This is a genomic window from Bacillus sp. SSR7, from assembly GCF_055902415.1.
This window is the reverse complement of record NZ_JBVVXV010000015.1, coordinates 86,430-107,166: the sequence shown is the minus strand read 5'-3', so window position 1 is coordinate 107,166 and position 20,737 is coordinate 86,430. Positions and strand designations below refer to the sequence as shown.

General features: G+C 35.8%; 19 protein-coding genes and 1 riboswitch. Of the genes, 4 read left to right on the top strand and 15 right to left on the bottom strand.

Translation table 11 applies throughout. From position 1 onward, the window contains the following. Window position 1 precedes the first annotated feature (1 nt). On the bottom strand, window positions 2–979 hold the full coding sequence (locus tag AC0NJG_RS22440) for a LacI family DNA-binding transcriptional regulator (protein ID WP_088326436.1): 978 nt from the start codon (window positions 977–979) through the stop codon (window positions 2–4). 97 nt (window positions 980–1,076) lie between these two features. Between AC0NJG_RS22440 and AC0NJG_RS22435 the strand changes: the two genes are divergently transcribed. Then, on the top strand, window positions 1,077–1,703 hold the full coding sequence (locus AC0NJG_RS22435; RefSeq protein WP_087955214.1) for a YczE/YyaS/YitT family protein: 627 nt from the start codon (window positions 1,077–1,079) through the stop codon (window positions 1,701–1,703). 23 nt (window positions 1,704–1,726) lie between these two features. Here AC0NJG_RS22435 and AC0NJG_RS22430 read toward each other — a convergent pair whose 3' ends face one another. From AC0NJG_RS22430 to AC0NJG_RS22420, 3 genes are all read right to left on the bottom strand, one after another. Beyond that, the gene (locus AC0NJG_RS22430; protein WP_000659098.1) at window positions 1,727–3,022 is read right to left on the bottom strand and encodes a homoserine dehydrogenase; all 1,296 of its coding nucleotides are present in this window, start codon (window positions 3,020–3,022) and stop codon (window positions 1,727–1,729) included. A 141-nt stretch (window positions 3,023–3,163) separates the two neighbouring features. Beyond that, the gene (gene metA, locus AC0NJG_RS22425) at window positions 3,164–4,069 is read right to left on the bottom strand and encodes a homoserine O-acetyltransferase MetA (RefSeq protein WP_048553404.1); all 906 of its coding nucleotides are present in this window, start codon (window positions 4,067–4,069) and stop codon (window positions 3,164–3,166) included. Beyond that, window positions 4,053–5,351, bottom strand: coding sequence for a bifunctional O-acetylhomoserine aminocarboxypropyltransferase/cysteine synthase (locus tag AC0NJG_RS22420; protein ID WP_087955216.1), 1,299 nt, complete (start codon window positions 5,349–5,351; stop codon window positions 4,053–4,055). Before AC0NJG_RS22420 ends, metA begins: the two co-directional genes overlap by 17 nt. Before the next feature lie 92 nt (window positions 5,352–5,443). Then, window positions 5,444–5,548: riboswitch (SAM riboswitch) on the bottom strand. A 319-nt stretch (window positions 5,549–5,867) separates the two neighbouring features. On the opposite strand from AC0NJG_RS22420, the gene AC0NJG_RS22415 reads away from it, so the two are divergent. Then, window positions 5,868–7,100: a chloride channel protein gene (locus AC0NJG_RS22415; RefSeq protein ID WP_087995292.1), complete on the top strand. Its 1,233-nt coding sequence runs from the start codon at window positions 5,868–5,870 to the stop codon at window positions 7,098–7,100. Between the two features lie 40 nt (window positions 7,101–7,140). Here AC0NJG_RS22415 and AC0NJG_RS22410 read toward each other — a convergent pair whose 3' ends face one another. After that, the gene (locus tag AC0NJG_RS22410) at window positions 7,141–7,836 is read right to left on the bottom strand and encodes a YjjG family noncanonical pyrimidine nucleotidase (RefSeq protein WP_087955218.1); all 696 of its coding nucleotides are present in this window, start codon (window positions 7,834–7,836) and stop codon (window positions 7,141–7,143) included. A 106-nt stretch (window positions 7,837–7,942) separates the two neighbouring features. On the opposite strand from AC0NJG_RS22410, the gene AC0NJG_RS22405 reads away from it, so the two are divergent. After that, on the top strand, window positions 7,943–8,614 hold the full coding sequence (locus tag AC0NJG_RS22405; protein WP_087955219.1) for a transcriptional regulator YeiL: 672 nt from the start codon (window positions 7,943–7,945) through the stop codon (window positions 8,612–8,614). Window positions 8,615–8,676: 62 nt separating this feature from the next. Here the strand turns inward: AC0NJG_RS22405 and AC0NJG_RS22400 are convergent, their stop codons facing one another. The 3 genes from AC0NJG_RS22400 to AC0NJG_RS22390 all read right to left on the bottom strand — a co-directional run bounded on the left by AC0NJG_RS22400 (window position 8,677) and on the right by AC0NJG_RS22390 (window position 11,732). Next, window positions 8,677–9,303, bottom strand: a complete 627-nt coding sequence (locus AC0NJG_RS22400; RefSeq protein WP_087995290.1) for an FMN-dependent NADH-azoreductase — start codon at window positions 9,301–9,303, stop codon at window positions 8,677–8,679. A gap of 189 nt (window positions 9,304–9,492) precedes the next feature. Further along, complete coding sequence (locus AC0NJG_RS22395) at window positions 9,493–10,140, bottom strand: response regulator (RefSeq protein ID WP_087955221.1); 648 nt, start codon at window positions 10,138–10,140, stop codon at window positions 9,493–9,495. 20 nt (window positions 10,141–10,160) lie between these two features. After that, a complete protein-coding gene (locus AC0NJG_RS22390) occupies window positions 10,161–11,732 on the bottom strand; it encodes a GAF domain-containing sensor histidine kinase (protein ID WP_474063459.1) in 1,572 nt (523 codons plus the stop codon). 135 nt (window positions 11,733–11,867) lie between these two features. On the opposite strand from AC0NJG_RS22390, the gene pdxK reads away from it, so the two are divergent. After that, window positions 11,868–12,692 carry a pyridoxine/pyridoxal/pyridoxamine kinase gene (gene pdxK, locus AC0NJG_RS22385; RefSeq protein WP_000174249.1) on the top strand — a complete coding sequence of 275 codons (825 nt, stop codon included), beginning with the start codon at window positions 11,868–11,870 and terminating at the stop codon, window positions 12,690–12,692. Between the two features lie 84 nt (window positions 12,693–12,776). On the opposite strand, the gene AC0NJG_RS22380 is transcribed toward pdxK, so the two are convergent. The 7 genes from AC0NJG_RS22380 to AC0NJG_RS22350 form a co-directional block, all read right to left on the bottom strand. After that, window positions 12,777–13,832 (bottom strand): GGDEF domain-containing protein, encoded by a 1,056-nt coding sequence (locus tag AC0NJG_RS22380; RefSeq protein ID WP_474063458.1) that lies wholly within the window; start codon window positions 13,830–13,832, stop codon window positions 12,777–12,779. A gap of 143 nt (window positions 13,833–13,975) precedes the next feature. Next, window positions 13,976–14,179: a YbdD/YjiX family protein gene (locus AC0NJG_RS22375; RefSeq protein ID WP_000919824.1), complete on the bottom strand. Its 204-nt coding sequence runs from the start codon at window positions 14,177–14,179 to the stop codon at window positions 13,976–13,978. After that, window positions 14,172–16,247, bottom strand: coding sequence for a carbon starvation protein CstA (gene cstA, locus AC0NJG_RS22370; protein ID WP_474063457.1), 2,076 nt, complete (start codon window positions 16,245–16,247; stop codon window positions 14,172–14,174). Before cstA ends, AC0NJG_RS22375 begins: the two co-directional genes overlap by 8 nt. 121 nt (window positions 16,248–16,368) lie before the next feature. Next, entirely contained in the window at window positions 16,369–17,085 is a 717-nt protein-coding gene (locus tag AC0NJG_RS22365) for a LytR/AlgR family response regulator transcription factor (RefSeq protein ID WP_087955225.1), read from the bottom strand. Window positions 17,086–17,349: 264 nt separating this feature from the next. Beyond that, on the bottom strand, window positions 17,350–18,549 hold the full coding sequence (locus tag AC0NJG_RS22360; protein WP_474063456.1) for an MFS transporter: 1,200 nt from the start codon (window positions 18,547–18,549) through the stop codon (window positions 17,350–17,352). A gap of 292 nt (window positions 18,550–18,841) precedes the next feature. Then, window positions 18,842–19,582 (bottom strand): WecB/TagA/CpsF family glycosyltransferase, encoded by a 741-nt coding sequence (locus AC0NJG_RS22355; protein ID WP_048553392.1) that lies wholly within the window; start codon window positions 19,580–19,582, stop codon window positions 18,842–18,844. A gap of 21 nt (window positions 19,583–19,603) precedes the next feature. Continuing rightward, window positions 19,604–20,713: a glycosyltransferase family 4 protein gene (locus AC0NJG_RS22350; protein ID WP_088326468.1), complete on the bottom strand. Its 1,110-nt coding sequence runs from the start codon at window positions 20,711–20,713 to the stop codon at window positions 19,604–19,606. Window positions 20,714–20,737: the final 24 nt, after the last annotated feature.

Genomic DNA, 20,737 nt, shown 5'->3' with positions numbered 1-20,737 from the left:
ATTATGTTGTTTCCCTATGTACTAATTCTGGAAATAACTCTACGTGCTTTACATCTATTTTCTCATCATTAATCTTTTCATATAATAATTCAAATGCCTTTACACCAACATTTTTACTACAATACGAAATGGTCGTAATGCCTAAAATATCTGCCACATCTTGATCATCACAACCGATAATCGTAATATCTTCTGGAATACGAATTCCTTGTTTTTTCGCTTCCGTTACCATTCCTGCTGCAATATGGTTGCAAGATACAAGAAACGCAGTTGGTTTTACTGACATAGAGGCCCATTCCCTAATTACATTACGCCCATCTTCCACCGTAAAACAGCCTTTAAACTTCCAGGCTTCTATTGATGTTACAGCAATCTGTTGAAGTGAATCTTCATATGCTTGTTTTCTCCTTTGGCTATTAATACTGTTACTTCTTCCAATGCAATACCCAATACTTGTATGGCCCGCATCTATTAAGCTCTTCATCCCGCGCGAAAACACTTTATAATAATCAATATGCACACTCGAAATGTAGTTCGAGTCTATTTCTTCACACATAACAATAGGGCCAAACTTCGTATATTCTTCAAGCTTTTCCTTACTATTTGCCCGCGAACATATAATAACCCCATCAAGCTTTTTCATTTTTAACATATTCAAAATTTCTAATTCTCTTTCCTCACTATAATTCGTCTGACAAAGCATCATATTATAATTATTCTTTGCTGTTTCCTTTGATATTCCCTCAATAATAGCACTATAATATTGGTCATTTACATGCGGTAATAAAACGCCAATGACATTCGTTTTCCCTTTCACTAAATGAATTGCATTCACATTTTGCGTATAGTTTAATTCTTCTATAATTGCTAAAATTTCTTTTCGCTTCTGTTCATTCACATATGGATGATTATTTAGTACACGTGAAACAGTTGAAACAGATACCCCAGCAAGTTCAGCAATTTTTCTTATATTCGTCATCTCATTTTCCCCTTCTCACAAAAATTCTCCCTTGACCTGGTAAGCTTTCCACAATATATCCTTTCCTAGCAAATACTTTTTGAAAGGATATACAACTATGTTTCGACTCAAATTAGAACATATATTTTTCATTAGCGGTCTACTTATTCTCGCCATCGGCATTAATATGATGACGACAATTACTTCCTTTGGACTTAGCCCTTATGATTCCTTCTTTATTGCACTATATCAAAATTTCGGGATAAGTATCGGTTTTTGGATTTTCATGATTAACTTTGCTTTTACCCTTATCGTACTCTTTTGGAATAAAAAACAAATTACGATCGGTACAATTGTAACAATGGTTCTTATTTCTCTTTTTGTTGATTGGATCGGTTCCATTACAACTATTATGGACGCTATCCGTTCTCTTCCAAAATATATAACACTTATTTGCGGAAATCTATTCGTTGGAGCTGGAATTGGTCTTTACGTCTCTACAAATCTTTGTGCAGCACCTCAAGAAGCTTTCGTTTTAACAGTTGCTGAGAAAAAGAAATGGACATTTAGAAGGACAGAAATTTCGTTAGCATTCTTATTTTTAACATTAAGCTTCTTATTAGATGGACCTATCTATTTTGGAACAATTATTTTATCCTTTACAACAGGCTGGATTATACAAGCATTTATTCAAGTTGGTACACAAATTTTAAATAGAAAAAAACCTATTAAGCAAGCTGCTTAATAGGTTTTTTATTAGTAGAGATACTACTTAGCATCTCCTTCAATTCGATAGTTTGCTTTCAAACAATCTATTTCTTCATACCCTTGCAACGTATGTAGAATATAATCATAATCAGCAAGAGATGCACGATGCGTTACAATTACAATTTCAGCTTTTCCTTTCTCTTCAAGTGGCATTTGAATAATCTTTTCAAAGCTAACGCCACGCTCAGAGAATAACGAAGTAATTTTTGCAAATACACCAATTTCATCTTTCACATGAAGTCGTAAAAATTTCTTCACAACAATTTCGTCTGGCTCTTTTAATACTTTTTGATATTGCGGGACTACAGCACTATTTCCTGTTACCCCTAATCTAATATTTTGCATGACAGCTACTAAATCTGAAACAACAGCTGTTGCTGTCGGTAGACTTCCTGCACCTGGTCCATAAAACATCGTTTCTCCAACTGCTTCACCATACACATATACAGCGTTATATTCGTTTTGTACGGCCGCAAGAGGATGTGTATTTGGAAGTAGTGTCGGTTCAACTGTAACCTCTAATTTTTCACCATCTCGCTTCGCAAGACCGATTAATTTAATCGTGTATCCTAAACTCTTACTGTATTCAATATCTTCTTCTGTAATAGAAGTAATCCCTTTTACCTTTACATCTCCAAGCTCTACATTTGTAGAGAAACCAAGGGTAGCCAAAATCGTCATTTTTCTTGCTGCATCTAAACCTTCTACATCTGATGTTGGATCTGCTTCTGCAAATCCAAGTTGCTGGGCTTCTTTTAACACGTCGTTATATGCTCTCCCTTCATCTGACATTTTCGTCAAAATAAAATTTGTCGTTCCATTTACAATTCCCATTACTTTCGTAATAAGATCTGAAGAAAGTCCTTCTACGATACTTCGTAAAATCGGAATCCCTCCGGCCACACTGGCTTCATAAAATAAATCAGCTTTATTATCTTTTGCTACCGCTAATAGTTCCGCCCCATGTAACGCCATTAAATCTTTATTGGCAGTCACAACATGCTTCCCGCTTTGTAAAGCTTGCAAAATATATGCTTTTGCATCATCAATGCCACCCATTACTTCGATGACAACGTCGATGTTTGGATTGTCTAAAATTTCATGTGCATCTTGTGTTAATAGAGTAGAAGGTACCTCTACTTCTCTCTCTTTTTCAATATTTTGTACTAGTACTTTCGTTACTTTTACAGGACAACCTACTTGGTGTATAAGTCGCTCTTGGTGATCTGTAATGATACGAACTACCCCGCTACCAACTGTCCCAAGACCTAATAAGCCAACTTGAATTTCTTTCATAATACTGTCCACCCCTCAAAAATTGTGTTTAGATGAAATTATATGAATAAAAAATCTGAAAAACAATGTTTTTTGAACATTCGGAAAAATAAAGGTTAATCTTTACAAAGAAAACGTTGCCACGTGTGACACAATCTTTTTTTATAATACATAAGGGGTTTCTTGATACACGTAATAATTTAGCCAATTAGAGAATAATAGATTTCCATGGCTTCTCCACCTTACAAGCGGCTTCTCATTTGGATTATCATGCTTAAAATAGTTTTTCGGCACATCAATATTTAACCCTTTGTCACGATCTCGTTCGTATTCTTGCTTTAACGTATCACAACTATATTCACTATGACCGAGCGCAAACACTTGTCTTCCTTCTTGTCCAATAACAAGATGAACGCCCGCTTCCTCAGAGTTGGCTAATAACGTTAACTCCTTCACTTCTCTAATGTCACTCTCTCGTACTTCCGTATGACGAGAATGCGGGGCAAAAAATAACTCATCAAACCCTTGTAACAATTTCACATGTTGCTCACGAACTTCATGTTCAAATACACCAAACATTTTTTCCTTAAGAGGATACTTTTGAACACCATAATGATGATACAAACCAGCCTGTGCCCCCCAGCAAATATGAAGCGTAGATGTTACGTTCATTTTTGAATACTCCATAATGCGTTTAAGCTCTTCCCAATAATCTACCTCTTCAAAAGAAAGGGTTTCAACTGGTGCTCCTGTAATAATGAGTCCATCAAATTTCTCATTCTCAATATCACGGAATGTTTTATAGAAACTCGTTAAATGTTCCTGTGCGACATTACGGGACAGGTGTGATTCCATATGAAGTAAATGTACATCTAATTGCAACGGTGTATTGCCAATTAAACGAAGTAATTGCGCTTCTGTGTCTTGCTTTGTAGGCATTAAATTTAATATAGCAATTTTCAATGCCCGGATATCTTGTGTTTCTGCTCGCTCCTTCGTCATTACAAAAATATTTTCCTCCTGTAACACTTTGCGAGCTGGTAAATCTTTATCAATTATGATCGGCATGTTCTTTGCCTCCGACTAGCGCTGCTTCTAAATCTGCAATAATATCAGAAACATCTTCTATACCAACCGATAAACGAATTAAATCTGATGTAACGCCAGCTAAACGCTGATCTTCAGCACTTAATTGTCTATGCGTTGTGCTAGCAGGATGTATAACGCAAGTTCGTGCATCCGCTACATGCGTTACGAGAGTTGCTAGTTTTACATTTGCGATAAATTCTTTCGCGGCTTCTAATCCTCCCTTAATGCCGAATGTTAAAACACCACTAGCACCTTTTTTCAAATACTTTTGTGCTAACGAGTAATTTTCATTACTATTTAATCCCGGATAATTCACCCATTCAATACGTTCATGATCAGCGAGCCACTTAGCAACTGCAAGAGCATTTTCACTATGACGCTCCATTCGTAAATGCAATGTTTCTAAGCCGATATTGCTAATATATGCATTGAATGGGCTCATACAATTTCCATAATCTCTTAATAGCTGAACACGTGCTTTCACAATATACGCTGCTGCACCAAAATTTTGAATGTAACTTACGCCGTGGTAACTTGGATCAGGTTCAACAAGTTCAGGATATTTCCCATTTGTCCAATCGAAGTTCCCTCCGTCAATAACAATGCCGCCTAACGAACTTGCATGACCATCAATATATTTCGTCGTAGAATGGACGATAATATTTGCTCCGTGCTCAAATGCTTGGCATAAATAAGGAGTTGCTAATGTATTATCCACGATAAAAGGTACTTCCAACTCTTTCGCTGCATCTGAAAACTCTTTGAAATTTAAAACGTTCATCGCCGGATTTCCTAGCGATTCTGCATAAACAAGTTTCGTCTTATCATTAGCAAGGGCCACAATTTCATCAGCAGTTAAATTCGGATTAAAGAATGTAACATCAATACCAAGCTTACGCAAACTCACTCCAAATAAATTAAACGTCCCGCCATAAACTGTGGAAGAACAAAGCAAGTGGTCTCCACTACTACAAATATTTAAAACGGCAAGCATAATAGCAGCCTGCCCAGAAGCCGTTGCAACAGCTCCTACACCACCCTCTAAATCCGCTAACTTTTGCTCAAATGCAGCTAAAGTAGGATTTCCAATACGCGTGTAGATATATCCTTCTGCCTCTAAATTAAATAGCGCTGCTAAATCATCTGAAGTATCGTATTTATACGTTGTACTTTGATAAAGCGGTAAAACACGCGGTTCACCATTTTTTGGAGTATAGCCACCTTGCACACAAATTGTTCCTTTTCCCCATGATTCTCCCATCTTTTATTCTCCTTTCTTTTATACAAAATAAAAAACTGCCCCTTTCCTGAAAACAAGAAAGGAGCAGTTTGAAAACACGCTCTAAAGGCTCTTTCTTATCTCTCAGGGTTATTACCTGCAGGATTTGGCACAATTCCGTTATACGGCTGTTGCCAAGGTTTCATCGGGCCTGTCCCTCCACCTTTTCTTGATAAGACTATGCAATTACCGTTGATTTTATAGCAATAATTTCCTAATGTCAATCAGTTTTTCTGAATGTTCTAAATTAACTACAAATAATTTAATGTACATAACAAAAGAAATATATTCCATATTCATTTGAAAAAGACCTTTTAAAACCCTCAATTAATATATAGAATTAAATAAGTAGTTTAACTGTATACATTTCAGATTCTCACGAGACCTCAATATATTGAATAAGCCACCCTTTCAAAAAGATACTATACATATTCATTTCATTTCACAGTAGCATATTTAATCCTTTTGACATTAAAACTTACATAACGGAGGTATAACATGACAAACCAGAAAGACATGCACTATATACTCGCCCTATACGGCATTCTATTAGGCTCTATAGTCGGCGCAACAGTCTGGTTATTTTTAGTTACAATAAATATCGGCATTCACTTTATTTGGGGATACTTACCTACTATCTTCTCTTCTCCCCCGTATTACACCATTTGTGTAACAACTATCGGTGGTATTCTTGTTGGTTTAACTCAAAAATACTTCGGTACATATCCACGCCTTATGCCGGAAGTAATGAGTGAATATAAAAAAACAGGTAGAATTGAATACCGTTTCGTACATAAAGCCACTTTAACTGCGATTATCGTTTTAATATTTGGAGCTAGCTTAGGTCCTGAAGCAGCACTTGTTGGCATTATCGGTGGGCTTTGTACATGGGTCGGGGATCGCTTTACATTCGCCTTAAAAGGAATGAATGAACTAACAGAAGTTGGGATTGGTGCTACTTTAAGTGTAATTTTTAACGCGCCATTATTCGGTTATTTAGCTCCAAGTGAAAATGAGGGAGAGCAAATTAACGAATTCTCTAAAGGAAAAAAAGCAATTGTATATTTGGCTACCACTTTCGCTGGTTTTTCCGTTTATTTATTACTTAGTAAATTTGATAATCGTGGATCCTTTATCGTTAATTTCGGAGAAGGTTCTCTTTCTCTTAATGAATGGATTGCATTTCTTCCACTTGCTAGTATTGGTGCTATAGTTGGATTCTTTTATTTCAAATTAGAGTTCACATTAGAGAAATTAATCCATCCCTTAAAAGAATACAAACTATCGCTTGGAATTATCGGTGGCATTTTATTAGGGATTGCAGGAACTTTTCTCCCATACACATTATTCTCCGGAGAACATCAATTAAAAGATTTAGTCGTTGAATGGAGCCATTTATCCTTCTGGGTACTACTTCTTTCAGGGGTTTTAAAATTATGTATTACTGCTGTTTGTTTAAATACAGGCTGGCGCGGTGGACATATTTTCCCAATTATATTTTCTGGGTCAAGTATCGGATATGCTATAGCGTCCATTGCCCCAATAGATCCAATCGCTTCGGTCGCCATCGTCACGACAGCAATTTCAAGCTATGCACTAAGAAAACCAATTGCTATAACATTACTATTACTCATGTTTTTCCCGCTCAATTTACTATTACCGATGCTTGGGGCAGCAGCAATTGGTAATGCATTTCCACTTCCTAAAAATAACGAAGCTATAAACGAATAGAAATAGGCAGTAGGGACGAAAGTTCCACTGCCTATTCTCATTACACATGTTGCTTCAATAACGCGTATAACTCTTCAAAATTTTGCACTTCATATGTTGGCACAATCCCGCTATTATTAAATTTCTTTTCTGGATTAAACCAACAAGTATCAATTCCCGCTACATATCCACCTTTCATATCAGCGCTTAACGAATCCCCAATAATGAGCCCTTCTTCAGGAACAAAGTTAGGAATCCTTTCAAAAACATAATCAAAATACTCTTTCATCGGCTTTTGATAACCTGTATCTTCAGAAACGAAAATATCTTGAAACAAGGCATGTAATCCTGCATTACGTAATCGTTTATCTTGCGTCTTAGAAATACCGTTTGTCACAATATATAAATCGTACTCACTTTGAATTTGACTTATAAATTCAAATGCGCCTTGCATGAGCTGATTTCCTTCTTCTAAGTAGCTACGATAATTATTTTCGAATAATATCCCATCTACTTCTTCCCCGTATTCTTTAAATAAAATTGAAAATCGTGTATTTACAACTTCATCACGATTGATTTCACCTTCTTCAAAAGCAGTCCAAAGACTTTTATTAATTTTTTTATATTGCGCTTCAATCTCGCTAGTTAGAGACATCCCTTTCTCTTCAAAAAGCATACGTAATGCCGCTTTTTCCGCCTTTTGAAAATCTAACAATGTATCATCTACATCGAATAATAATGTTTTATATTTTTTCATAAGCCCTTCACACTCTCTTTTCTACAAAAACAAATTTACGTAAATCGTATCATTCTTTCTTGTAAACATAATAGGAGATATCTCATACTAAACATGAGGTGAAAACATGAAAGTCAGCAAAAATAGCGAAGAAATCTCTCGTTACATACAAACTTACAACTTCCATACTCTTTTTTCTTTTGACATCTTACCGTATGCTGAACTACATTCCTTTCAGAAGAGCGAAAAGATATGTAATGAAGGGGTTGATGTTTCTTATCTTTATTACTTAATTTCTGGGAAAGCAAAAATATATATGAGTCACAAAAACGGAAAGGTCTCCTTAATTAACTTTATTCAAGCACCTTCGTTCATTGGGGAATTAGGATTAATTGGCGTAGAATCTGTTACGAAAACGGTGGAAGTAATTGAAGATTGTATATGCTTAGCGCTTCCTCTTAAAGATTGTCAGCATCTTTTGTTACAAGATGCTACCTTTCTACAGAAACTATGCAAATTTATCGGTGAGAAAACAATTACCCGAACAGAAACTTATGCTAAAAATAATAGTTATCCGTTCGAAAATCGATTAGCGGCGTTTATTCTATTAACAGAACAAAGTAACAGTTATACAGAAAAACATACCGAGGTTTCGGAATACTTAAATGTTAGCTACCGTCACCTTTTATATGTATTAAACCAATTTTGCCAACAAAATTACTTAAAAAAAGACGGAAGAACCTATTATATACAAGATCGAATCCAATTGGAAAAACTGGCTGACGAACTTAAAATATAAAAAAGTAGCATTAACATGTACATGTTAATGCTACTTTTTTTGAGTGACGATTCTATTTTTAATTAAAATTTACTTGCTACTTTAGCTGCTTCTTCAAGACCAGCTGCAATGATTTCTTCTGCTTTATCTGGGAATTGATTATGTCCTTCAATAACTACTGTTTCCATGTTTGTTGCACCGAAGAAGCCCATCATGCTTGCTACATATTTAACAGCCATTTCTACTTCAGCTGCTGGACCTTCAGAGTATACGCCGCCGCGCGCGTTTAATAATGCAATCTTCTTATCCCCAATTAAACCAACTGGGCCTTCTGGCGTATATTTAAACGTTTTACCAGCTCGGTTTAAATAATCAATATATGTGTGTAATACTGCTGGAATCGTTAAGTTCCATAATGGGAAACCGAAAACGACTTTATCAGCTTCTAAGAATTGATTTAAATACTTATCAGCAACTGCTACTGCTTTTGCTTCCTCTTCAGTTAAATCAAATCCTTTACCTGCTTTGAATGTACCATTAATCATATCTACGCCTACATATGGTAATTCTTCTTTATATAAATCAAGTTCTATTACTGTATCATTTGGATGTGCTTCTTTATAGTTCGCTAAAAATGCCTCGTATAATTTCACACTAACTGCTTGTTCCGCTGGACGGTTGTTTGCTTTTACAAATAAAACTGTTGCCATTGTTTTTCCTCCTACTACTCACTCTTATGTTGTTATATGCTTTCAAAAAGGTATCCTTTGTAATTGTTGTTTTGTTGCTTACAAACATATTTTATCTTTATATCCAGACAATTTCGTCCTCACATAGACGTATTTTTCCATAAAAAAAGTCCACCTTCTAAAGGCGAACTAGGTCTTACGACTTTCGTCTTATACAATTCCATTTTTCACTGCATATAATGCCGCTTGCGTACGATCAGATAAATTCAACTTACTCAAAATACTACTTACATGAGCTTTTACCGTTTTTTCCGTAATAACTAAAACAGAAGCGATTTCTTTATTACTCATCCCTTTCGCCAATAACTGCAATACTTCATTTTCTCTCGCTGTTAGCACATCCACTTGAATTGAAGGCTCTTCTTCCTTTTCTTCTACAGGTAATGTTTGAGAGAGAAGAGCATTTGCTATATCAGGATGTAATTGAATATTACCTTTATATGCACTTCGAATAGCCTCAACAAGCTGATCTGGTTCTACATCTTTTAAAATATACCCGCTTGCTCCAGCCCTTAATGCTGGTAACACATGCGCCTGATCAGAAAAGCTAGTTAATACAATTACTTTCACATCCGGATATTCTTTTTTAATACACGCTGTCGCCTCAACACCATCCATTTCGGGCATATATAAATCCATTAGTACAACATCAGGATTCGTCTCCCCTACTTTTATTAGTGCCTCTTTCCCATTACTTGCTTCTCCAACTAACTCTATATCTTCCTGTGTACTTAAGAAAAATGCTAACCCTTTTAAAACGACTGTATGATCATCCACTAACAATACTTTTATTTTCACAAACTTCCCTCATTTTCACATCATAATGGTACGTTTACTTTTACACTTGTTCTTTTTTTATCACTTACAACTTTAATTGTTCCACCGACTAATTCTACTCTTTCGCGCATCGTAGTCATGCCAAGTGATTTCTTCTCTTTTATATCCTTTTCTACAAAGCCGTTTCCTTGATCTACTATTTCTAATGATACATTCTTCTCCGTCACTTTGAAATAAATCGTCGCTTCTCTAACATTCGCATGCTTACTTACATTATTTAAAGCTTCTTGTCCAATTCTCCACAGCGCTTCCTCTACTACACGTGGTAAATCACGGACACCTGTAACTTGTTCCCGAATTTTCAATCCCAAACTTTCACCATATTGCTTTAAAGCTGGTAATAATCCTTTCTCTAAACCCGCTGGACGTAGTTGCCAAATCAACGTCCTCATTTCTTTTAAAGCTCCTTGCGCTAGTTCACGCATATCATGCAAAGATCGATCTACTTTTTCATTTTGACCTTTTAAAACTGCCTCAGCGCCTTTTGTCATAAAGGTTAACGAAAATAGCTTTTGTGAGACGGAATCATGTAAGTCCCTTGCTAACCGATTTCTTTCTTCCATTCGTACAAGTTCACGCCGTTGCTCATTTAACCTTAAATTTTCTATCACGAAGGAAATATGATTTGTAATTGCTTGAAGTACATCTATCGTATTCACATCAAATTCACCATTATTTGAACTAACACATAAAACACCAAATATGTGAGTTTGAATCTGTATTGGTGTAGCAATAACCGTCCTATTAGAGGCTACCTTATGACTGATTTGATGATTTAATAAAGTAGGTTCACCTTTTTCTAATGCTTCTTTCGCTGCTTTTTTTATATCCTCTTGCAATTCTTCCTGGCAATAAGATGCCCGCAAGGATAATTCTTTCTCTTCCCTAATAAAGAATGCGACTTGATTCCACTGAAACACTTCACCTAATTGATCTACAACTTTTTCAGGCAATATATTAAATTGATGAATCGTTCTTAAAACTTGAATGAACCGTTCTAATTTCACATAATAATGTGCTCTTCGCTTTTCATTTTCATATAACTTTGCTCGTTTTAAAGCCGTTCCAATTTGGAAGGCAACTGATTGAAGCAATACTAATTCTTCTTCTGAAAAATGTGTTTTACCTGGGCTTGCCACATTTAACAAACCAAATTTTTCTCCTCCAGCCTTTAAAGGAACCGTAGCATGATGAAGAATTCCTTCTGTATCTCCCCAATTATATTCAATTGCATTATTAATTCTTTTACATTCAATAATATTAACAGCTCGCTCTAATTTCCCATCCACAAAGCCACGTAAACACCAACATTCCCCTTCACACATCGGGCGTTTGTTTTCATATGTAAGTGCCTCTGGTAATTGATAATCAATTAATTTTGTATACCTACCATTTTCATCCGCAAGAAATATCCATCCTGTCGTTAAACCTGTTACACTCAGTAATTTTTCTAGTACTGCTTGCAATACATGATATGTATCATTTGATGTATTTAGTGTTTCTGCAATCTCTTTTAATATAACTAATTCATTTGTACGATTCTCTTGAAACATAATTCGTCTCCTACATACAAGATTTTACATCGTTCCTAACATAAATCATCTACTTTTCACTTTGTACTTATTCGTAACATTGATATAATGGTGAAAACATAGTTTTCATTATATCACCTGAGGGGGCTTTTCATAATGACATTAAATAAAGCACTTACTATCGCTGGTTCTGACACAAGTGGCGGTGCTGGTATACAAGCAGATTTAAAAACATTCCAAGAACTTGGTGTGTACGGAATGACATCTCTTACGACAATCGTAACGATGGATCCACATAACGGTTGGGCACATAACGTATTCCCAATCCCAGCTTCTACATTAAAACCACAATTAGAAACGACAATTGAGGGCGTTGGCGTAGATGCTTTAAAAACAGGTATGCTTGGATCAGTAGAAATTATTGAAATGGTTGCAGAAACAATCGAAAAACATAATTTCAAAAATGTAGTAGTTGACCCTGTTATGGTATGTAAAGGTGCTGATGAAGCATTACATCCTGAAACGAACGATTGCTTACGTGACGTTCTTGTTCCAAAGGCATTAGTTGTCACACCAAACTTATTTGAAGCTTACCAATTAAGTGGCGTAAAGATTAATTCTCTTGAAGACATGAAAGAAGCAGCGAAAAAAATCCATGCTTTAGGTGCTAAATATGTCCTAATTAAAGGCGGTAGCAAGCTTGGTACCGAAACTGCAATCGACGTCCTATATGATGGAGAGACATTCGACATTCTAGAATCAGAAAAAATTGATACGACAAATACACACGGCGCAGGTTGCACATATTCTGCTGCAATTACAGCAGAACTTGCAAAAGGAAAACCTGTGAAAGAAGCAGTAAAAACTGCTAAAGAATTTATCACAGCTGCTATCCGTTATTCATTCAAGATCAACGAATACGTAGGCCCAACACATCACGGTGCATATCGTAAATTCGTTGTATCAAAAGAACTTGTCTAACCTATAAATAAAAACACCCACAGAGTGTGTATTTTCCCTCTCTGTGGGTGTTTTTATTTATAAGCTCTTCTGGTCATCCTATCTTTAAGATGCGGAACTAACCTGATTTCTACCATTTCTTTTGGAGTAATATAATGCATCATCAGCAGCTTGAATAAATTGCTCTGGTGATTGTTCATATACTGAAATCCCTACTGAAACTGTAATTTTTATTTTTGTTCCATCTAACAATTGGAATGAATGTTTTTCAACAGCTACGCGAACTTGTTCCCCCATACGCATTCCGTAAGCTAATCCCTTCTGCGGTATCAGAAGAGCGAACTCCTCTCCACCCTTTCGAAAAGCCAAATCTGGAAACGTTGAAACTTCTCTTAAAATACGACCTATTTGTTTTAACACTTCATCTCCTGCAGGATGCCCATACGTATCATTTACACACTTAAAGTGATCAATATCTATAAGTAGTAAACAAAGTGAATCATTTTTCATACGCTTATTACCAATATGATGATTCATTTCTAAATCAAACTGCCTTACATTTCCTAAACTTGTCAATGCATCTATCGTTGCATATTGCTTCATCTTTTGAAATAACTCATTGGATTGTAATACATAATTTGCGCTTATAAATGTGATATATGCTGCAACACTACTACAAACTAAATATAATGCTACTATAGACATATCCTTAAATAGCATAGAAAGTGGCACCGCTAAAATAAATAAACTATATACATTAAACCAGATCCATCTTGTAAACATAGAAACTTTCATCCGCCAAATGAAAGTAACTCCAATACCTATCAATACAATAGTATAACAAGCCAATTCAGAGGCTAAAGAGTACTCGGTTAACAATAATCGGGTAATTAAAATAATCGTAACTGTTATACTACTAGCTATCGGACCTCCGATTATAATTGCCAAAATAACCGCTAAATAACGTAGATCCAACATAATATTTTCTATATGTACACCAAAATACATTAACAGTACACTTAGTATTCCAGTAAGAATACCTACTACACATTTCTGCCAAAAAGAGAACCCTTCTTCTAACGGTTTATCTCTTAAAAGCTGACCTCCAACAAAAATAAAGGAAAGAATAATTGTTGTGTTTACAAATAAGTCCTTTAACATAAAATAATCTCCCTACTTTTCTATCTATCCTTTTCCTTATTTTATTGTATACGAAATACCTATAATTCCCAAAGATTTTTATTTTTTTGCTGTTCCACGTGAAACAGCAAAAAAATAAAAAGGACGAAAATTCGTCCTTTTCACTAACAACAGCGCGAGATTTTTCCGCCCTTTGCATTAAACCTTGCTTCTTGCGCTTCTGCAAAAAATTGTTTTTGACATACAACTTCTTCTTCTGGATGATGCTTTTTCATATGCTCTACATATGTTTCATAGCTTGGTACCCCAACAAGTAAGCTAATAAAGTGTTTCCTTTGTCCCCATACTTGCCGTAGTCTTTTAAGCATAGTTCCTCGACTCACTTTCATCTCTAGGGATATATGGTGCCTCTTTTAGCGGCATCGGCTTATTTCTTAATACTTGAATCCAAATTCGAATTGCAGAAATTAATACAGCGATTACAACGATCATAAAAATCCCACAAAGTGCCGCATCAATATAATCATTGAAAATAATTTGCTTCATTTGGGCAACATTTTTAGCTGGCGCTAACACTTTCCCTTCATCTAATGCTCCTTGAAACACCTTTGCGTGGGATAGAAATCCTATTTTAGGGTTTTCATGAAATAGCTTTTGATAACCCGCTGTCATCGTTACAATAAGCAATCCGACAGTTGGAATAAGCGTCACCCAAACATATGCCTTTTTTCCCATTTTGAATAAAATTGTCGTTCCAAGTAATAATGCAATACCTGCTAACATTTGATTTGCAATACCGAAAAGTGGCCATAATGTATTAATTCCACCAAGTGGATCAACTACCCCTTGATATAAGAAATAACCCCATCCTAATACACATAACGTTGTAGCTATTACATTCGCTAATGTAGAATCCGTTTGCCCAAATGGCTTATACACATGCCCCAAAATATCTTGAATCATAAATCGGCCGACACGCGTTCCAGCATCAATTGTTGTTAAAATGAATAGCGCTTCAAAGAGAATCGCAAAATGATACCAAAATGCCATCATGGCCGTTCCACCTATTACTTGTGAGAAAATATATGCCATACCTATCGCTAACGTTGGCGCACCACCTGTACGTGATAAAATCGTTTGCTCTCCAACGTTTACAGCGAGATCTTTTAGTTCATTTGGTGTAATAGCAAATCCCCATGAGGAAATAACTTGAGCTGCCTGCGAGACATCTGTACCGATAAGTGCTGCAGGACTATTAATTGCAAAATACGTTCCCGGTGTTAATACACAAGCTGCAATCATCGCCATGGCCGCTACAAACGACTCCATTAACATTGCTCCATAACCGATTGGCTGTGCGTGTCCCTCTTGCTCAATCATCTTCGGCGTCGTACCTGATGAAACAAGAGCATGGAATCCAGACACTGCACCACAAGCAATAGTAATAAATAAGAACGGGAATAAGTTTCCAGAGAACACAGGACCAGTTCCATCAATAAATTTCGAAACTGCTGGCATTTGTAAATCTGGTGCTACAATTAAAATACCGATTGCTAATCCTACAATTGTTCCGACTTTTAAAAATGTACTTAAATAATCACGTGGTGCTAAAAGCATCCAAACTGGTAATGCCGATGCGATAAATCCATATACAATAAGCATAATAGCAATTGTTTCTCCGCTAAACGTGAACATGCTTGCAAGCGCTGGATTTTTCGCTACATACTGCCCTCCAATAAGAGACAGTATAAGTAGGATAATTCCGATTACTGAACCTTCACCAACTCGTCCGGGCCTAATGTAACGCATATATACTCCCATTAAAATAGCAATAGGAATCGTTGCTGCTATCGTAAACATTCCCCAAGGGCTTCCGACAAGCGCCTTTACTACTACTAATGCTAATACTGCTAATAAAATAATCATAATGCCTAAAATACCAATCATTGCAATAAGTCCTGTAACAGGACCAATCTCATCTTTAATCATTTCACCGAGAGATTTACCATTACGTCTCATCGAAGCAAATAAAATAACAAAATCTTGCACAGCTCCAGCGACAACTACCCCTACAATAATCCATATTGTCCCTGGCAAATATCCCATTTGTGCCGCCAAAATTGGTCCTACTAAAGGCCCAGCCCCAGCGATTGCTGCAAAATGATGCCCAAATAATACCCATTTATTTGTCGGAACATAATCTTTTCCATCATTTAATGTATGAGCTGGCGTTTGCCGATTATTATCTAAACCGAATACCTTTCTGGCTATAAATCTACTATAAAAACGATAAGCAACTGCATACACACATACCGCAGCTACTAAGAGCCATACAGCATTAATAGTTTCACCTTGTGATAAAGCTATTACACCAAAAGCACCGGCTCCTACTGCTGCAATAACTCCCCAAAGTAAAATCGACTTCAATGTTCTCACATACAATCCCCCCAATACTATTTCTTAGTGGGATTGTACTAAATTTTCTGAATATTTAATTTGAATCCTCCCTATCATGAAGGATTTTTAGTTTATCATGTTAAAAACTTCGCATTATCTGCTATAATTCAATTTTATTTCGAAGTCGTTTCACATAATTACGACTTACTGGAATCGGTTGCTCATCATATTTATCTAAATACAGATTATATGTGCCATTATAGTAAGGCTTTAACTCTTGTACATATGACATATTAATTAAATAACTTTTATGCACACGTAAAAAATCATATGCATTTAGCTTATTTTCTAGCTCCTGGAGTGTATATGTTGAAATATACTGATTATTTGTTGTATAAATTGAAACTGTTTTGTTTTCCTTGTTTTTGCTTACATATACAATATCTTCAGGGAAAATATACCGAATCCCTTCTTGACCTTCTATCGGTAGTTTACGCAAATAGCTCTTTGCTTTCTCACCTTGCTCTTTAGCCATTCTATATAAAAGGAATTGCAAATCTTCCTCGCGAAATGGGCGTAGTAAATAATAAACTGCTTGAAAACGAAACGCTGTAATGGATTCTTCTATATCTTCACCCATAAAAATAAATTTCGTATAACAATTTACTTCCCGTAATAAACTCGCATATTCAAAACCCGTTCCATCTAGTAATTTTGAATTTAAAAAAACAAAATCTGGTGTATGCTTCTTCATCATAAATAATGATTCTGTTCCTGTATTTGCTTCAAAACATTCTACATTCCTTATATTTTCAATAAATTTTTCAGCTAAACTTTTTCGCTCTTCTGCATCTTCCATAATCAGTAAAATTTTCATTTCTTCAACCACCTAATTCTTTTGTCCGTATGTCCTGTTGTATACATTCGCTTTTATAAGGAACATTCCCTTTTTCTTACTATACCATTATTTATCTAAAAAAACAGAAAAAAGGGAACCATCATGGTTCCCCTGCCCTTTTATTCCGTTATTTGTAGGCAGTAAAACCCACTGAATGAGAAAACATGAGCTCTTAGTTTTACTACTCTAAAACATAATTGGTACGGGCCAATAATGAAATCACTTACCGATTAAAGTTTTACCTTATACTAATTCTCGTTGTTTCGTTTCTTGCCCAAGTATAATTACAGCAAATACGCCTATTAAAATTGATCCACAGAAAATCGTAAATATTAGTGATAGTGAAGCCTGTGAAGCCACTAAATATCCTACTAATAGCGGTCCAAGAATACCACCAATACGACCGAATGCTGCCGCCATCCCTGCACCTGTACCACGAATAACTGTTGGGTATTGTTCAGGTGTATAGGCATATAATGCACCCCAAGCACCTAAATTAAAGAATGATAGTAACATGCCTGCTACGATTAATACCGTTAATGACTCTGCCACTCCAAATAAGTAAGCACTGCAAGCTGTACCAATTAAATACGTAACTAAAACAAACTTACGACCAAGACGTTCAATAAACCAAGCAGCCGTGAAATAACCTGGCAATTGAGCTAACGTCATAATAAGTACGTATTGGAAACTTTTTATTAAACTAAATCCTTTTAATACCATTACACTAGGTAACCAAAGGAACATGCCATAATAGGAGAAGACAACAGAAAACCATAAAATCCATAACATAATTGTTGCCTTACGATATTCCCCAGACCAAACTGACTTTATATTTTCGGTAACGGATGGCCTTTTTTCAACCTTTTGGAATCTTGGAGAATCCGGTAAATTCCATCTTAAATATAAAGCATATAGCGCTGGAACCGCACTCAATATCATCGCAACTTCCCAACCATATTTCGGTATAACAAAATACGAGATAAGAGCTGCGATTAGCCATCCACCTGCCCAAAAACTTTCTAATAGCACAACTATTTTGCCACGTTCATGTGCTTCAACACTCTCCGATACTAATGTAGAAGCAACTGGAAGTTCTCCACCAAGCCCCATACCAATTAAAAATCGTAAAACAAGGAACATAGCAAGTGTCGTCGTTAAAGCCGTTAAACCACTACCGATAGAAAATAATAATAATGTAATAATAAAGACTGATTTCCGCCCTATTTTATCTGATAGTATTCCAAAAACGAGCGCCCCGACCGCCATACCAATTGAATTAATGCTGCCTATCCAGCCCATTTCTTGCGTACTTAATCCCCAATCTTTTTGCAATGCTACCATTACAAATGAAAGCATTCCAACATCCATTGCATCAAATAACCATCCAAGCCCCGCTATACCAAGTAGCTTTCGCTTCGAAATTTCTTTCACCTTGCCCACAAGAAGTCCTCCTTACACAGCTGTCTTTACACATCATTTTACATGTGTGAATTGTATAAGTAAAATACTTTCGTGTAAAAAATTCTCCTTCATCATTCCCAAAAAGTAAAATACTTATCCGACTATTTGATGGCAGTAAGCCCCCTCACCTCAAAATTCAGCTGAAGCAAAGGCGGACAGATAAAAAAACATGGCCATTAAACACTCGATTAGTGAGGGTCCACAATCGGTAGTAGATGAATAAAAACTCACTTTATTAAAAATGGACAAATAAAAAAGTAGCGATAGAACGCTACTTTTTTGAACGCATGACTTCTTTTAAAAATTCCGCTAATACTAACTGACGACGCCAACGCGTTGGATTGCTACATAATCTATAAAACCACTCTAAATGGATCGCTTGAATCCATTTTGGTGCACGTTTTACCTCTCCAGCCCATACATCTAAACTTCCGCCTACTCCAACAGCTATTTTCGTTTCTAAACGATGCTTATTCGTTTGGATAAAGTTCTCTTGTCTCGGGAAACCAAGTGCAACAAGCAATAAGTCTGGTTTTGCCTTTTGAATACGAGAAACAATATTCTCTTCTTCTTCTTGTTTAAAATACCCATCTTGTATACCCACAATAGATACAGCTGAATACGTCTTCGTTAAATGATCTGCTGCAGCTTGTACAACATGCGGTTTTGCACCTAATAAGAAAACTGATACTGGTTTACTGTCTTCTGATAACGCCGCAAGTAAATTACACATTAAATCAAAACCTGCTACACGTTCCTTTACAGGTGTACCCAACATACCACTTGCTTTTACGACTCCAATACCATCAGGTGTAATTAAATCTGCATTTAATAATGTTTGATGGAATGCTTCATCCTTTTTTGCACACATAACAATTTCAGGATTTGCTGTTACTACCTGAAAAGTATGTGTTCGCTCCACTTCTAGTTGTTCTTTTAAATATTGGACCGTTTCATCCATTGTCATTGTAGAAAAAGGAACGCCTAGAATATCAACTGTTTGTACTGCCATAGTTAACTATCCTCTCTATCATTACAAGTTTTTCGCTATTAATTGCTTATATGTTTCCTTTGTATCTTCATATAGTTTTTGAAGTGAGAAGTTCATAATAGCATGCTCATAAATATGTTTCCCCATTGCTGCTAATTCTCCAGTTTTCCACTTATCATACGCTTCTTCTAAAGCTAATGCTAATGCCCTTCCATCATCTGTTGGCACAATCCATCCGTACGTTTCATCTACAATTAATGGTTCAATTTCTCCAGCCCTAGTTACAATTGATGGTACGCGTTGATTTGCCGCTTCTAATAAAACTAGCGGGAACCCTTCACTATGGGAGGTTAATAAATTCACATGTGACGACGCAAATAATTGTTTTACATCTTGACGATGCCCTAAAAACTCAACTTTATTATTAATCCCTTTTTCAGTAGCCAATGACTTTAGATTTTCTTCTAACGGGCCATCGCCAACTAACAATACTTTAATTTTCTCTAATTTTGTTCGTTGTAACGCATCAAATAGAACTTCATGTCCTTTCACAGGATGCAATCGTGCTACTTGGATTGCCGTAAATACATCTTCATCAATATTGAACATTGCTTTTTTATTATAACCTTCTGCTTTTTCCTTATCGTATTCAATTCCATTATAAATAACATGCATCTTTTCATTAGAAATACCTAAAGCAGCTAAACTTTTCTTTAATCTATTTGTTACAACAAAAAATAAATCTACATTTTTTAAGGCTTTCAAATTTAATTTCGTAAAAATCCAACCTTTTAAGCCTTGTTTAGTAAAGTCTTCAAATGGATCACTATGAATAGTTGTTACCCATTTTGCCGTTATTCTCTTTTTCATTAAAGAAACATAGAAATTAGCCCTAGGACCATGCGTATGAACTATATCAAATTTTTCATTATTAATGAATTCGCTTATATTCTTTAAAATAGATAAATCATAGCGGGATTTTTGTGAAAACACATGGACTTTTATCCCTAACTCTCTTGCTTCTTTCGCAACAATTCCATCTTCAAATACCGCTAATTCTACTTCACCAGTTGGAAACTGATCGAGAAGTGAAATAATATGTGTTTTCCCTCCCCCATCTTCTGCTCCTGCATTCATATGCAATATCCTCATATTTTTTCCTCCTTTAAATCCTCG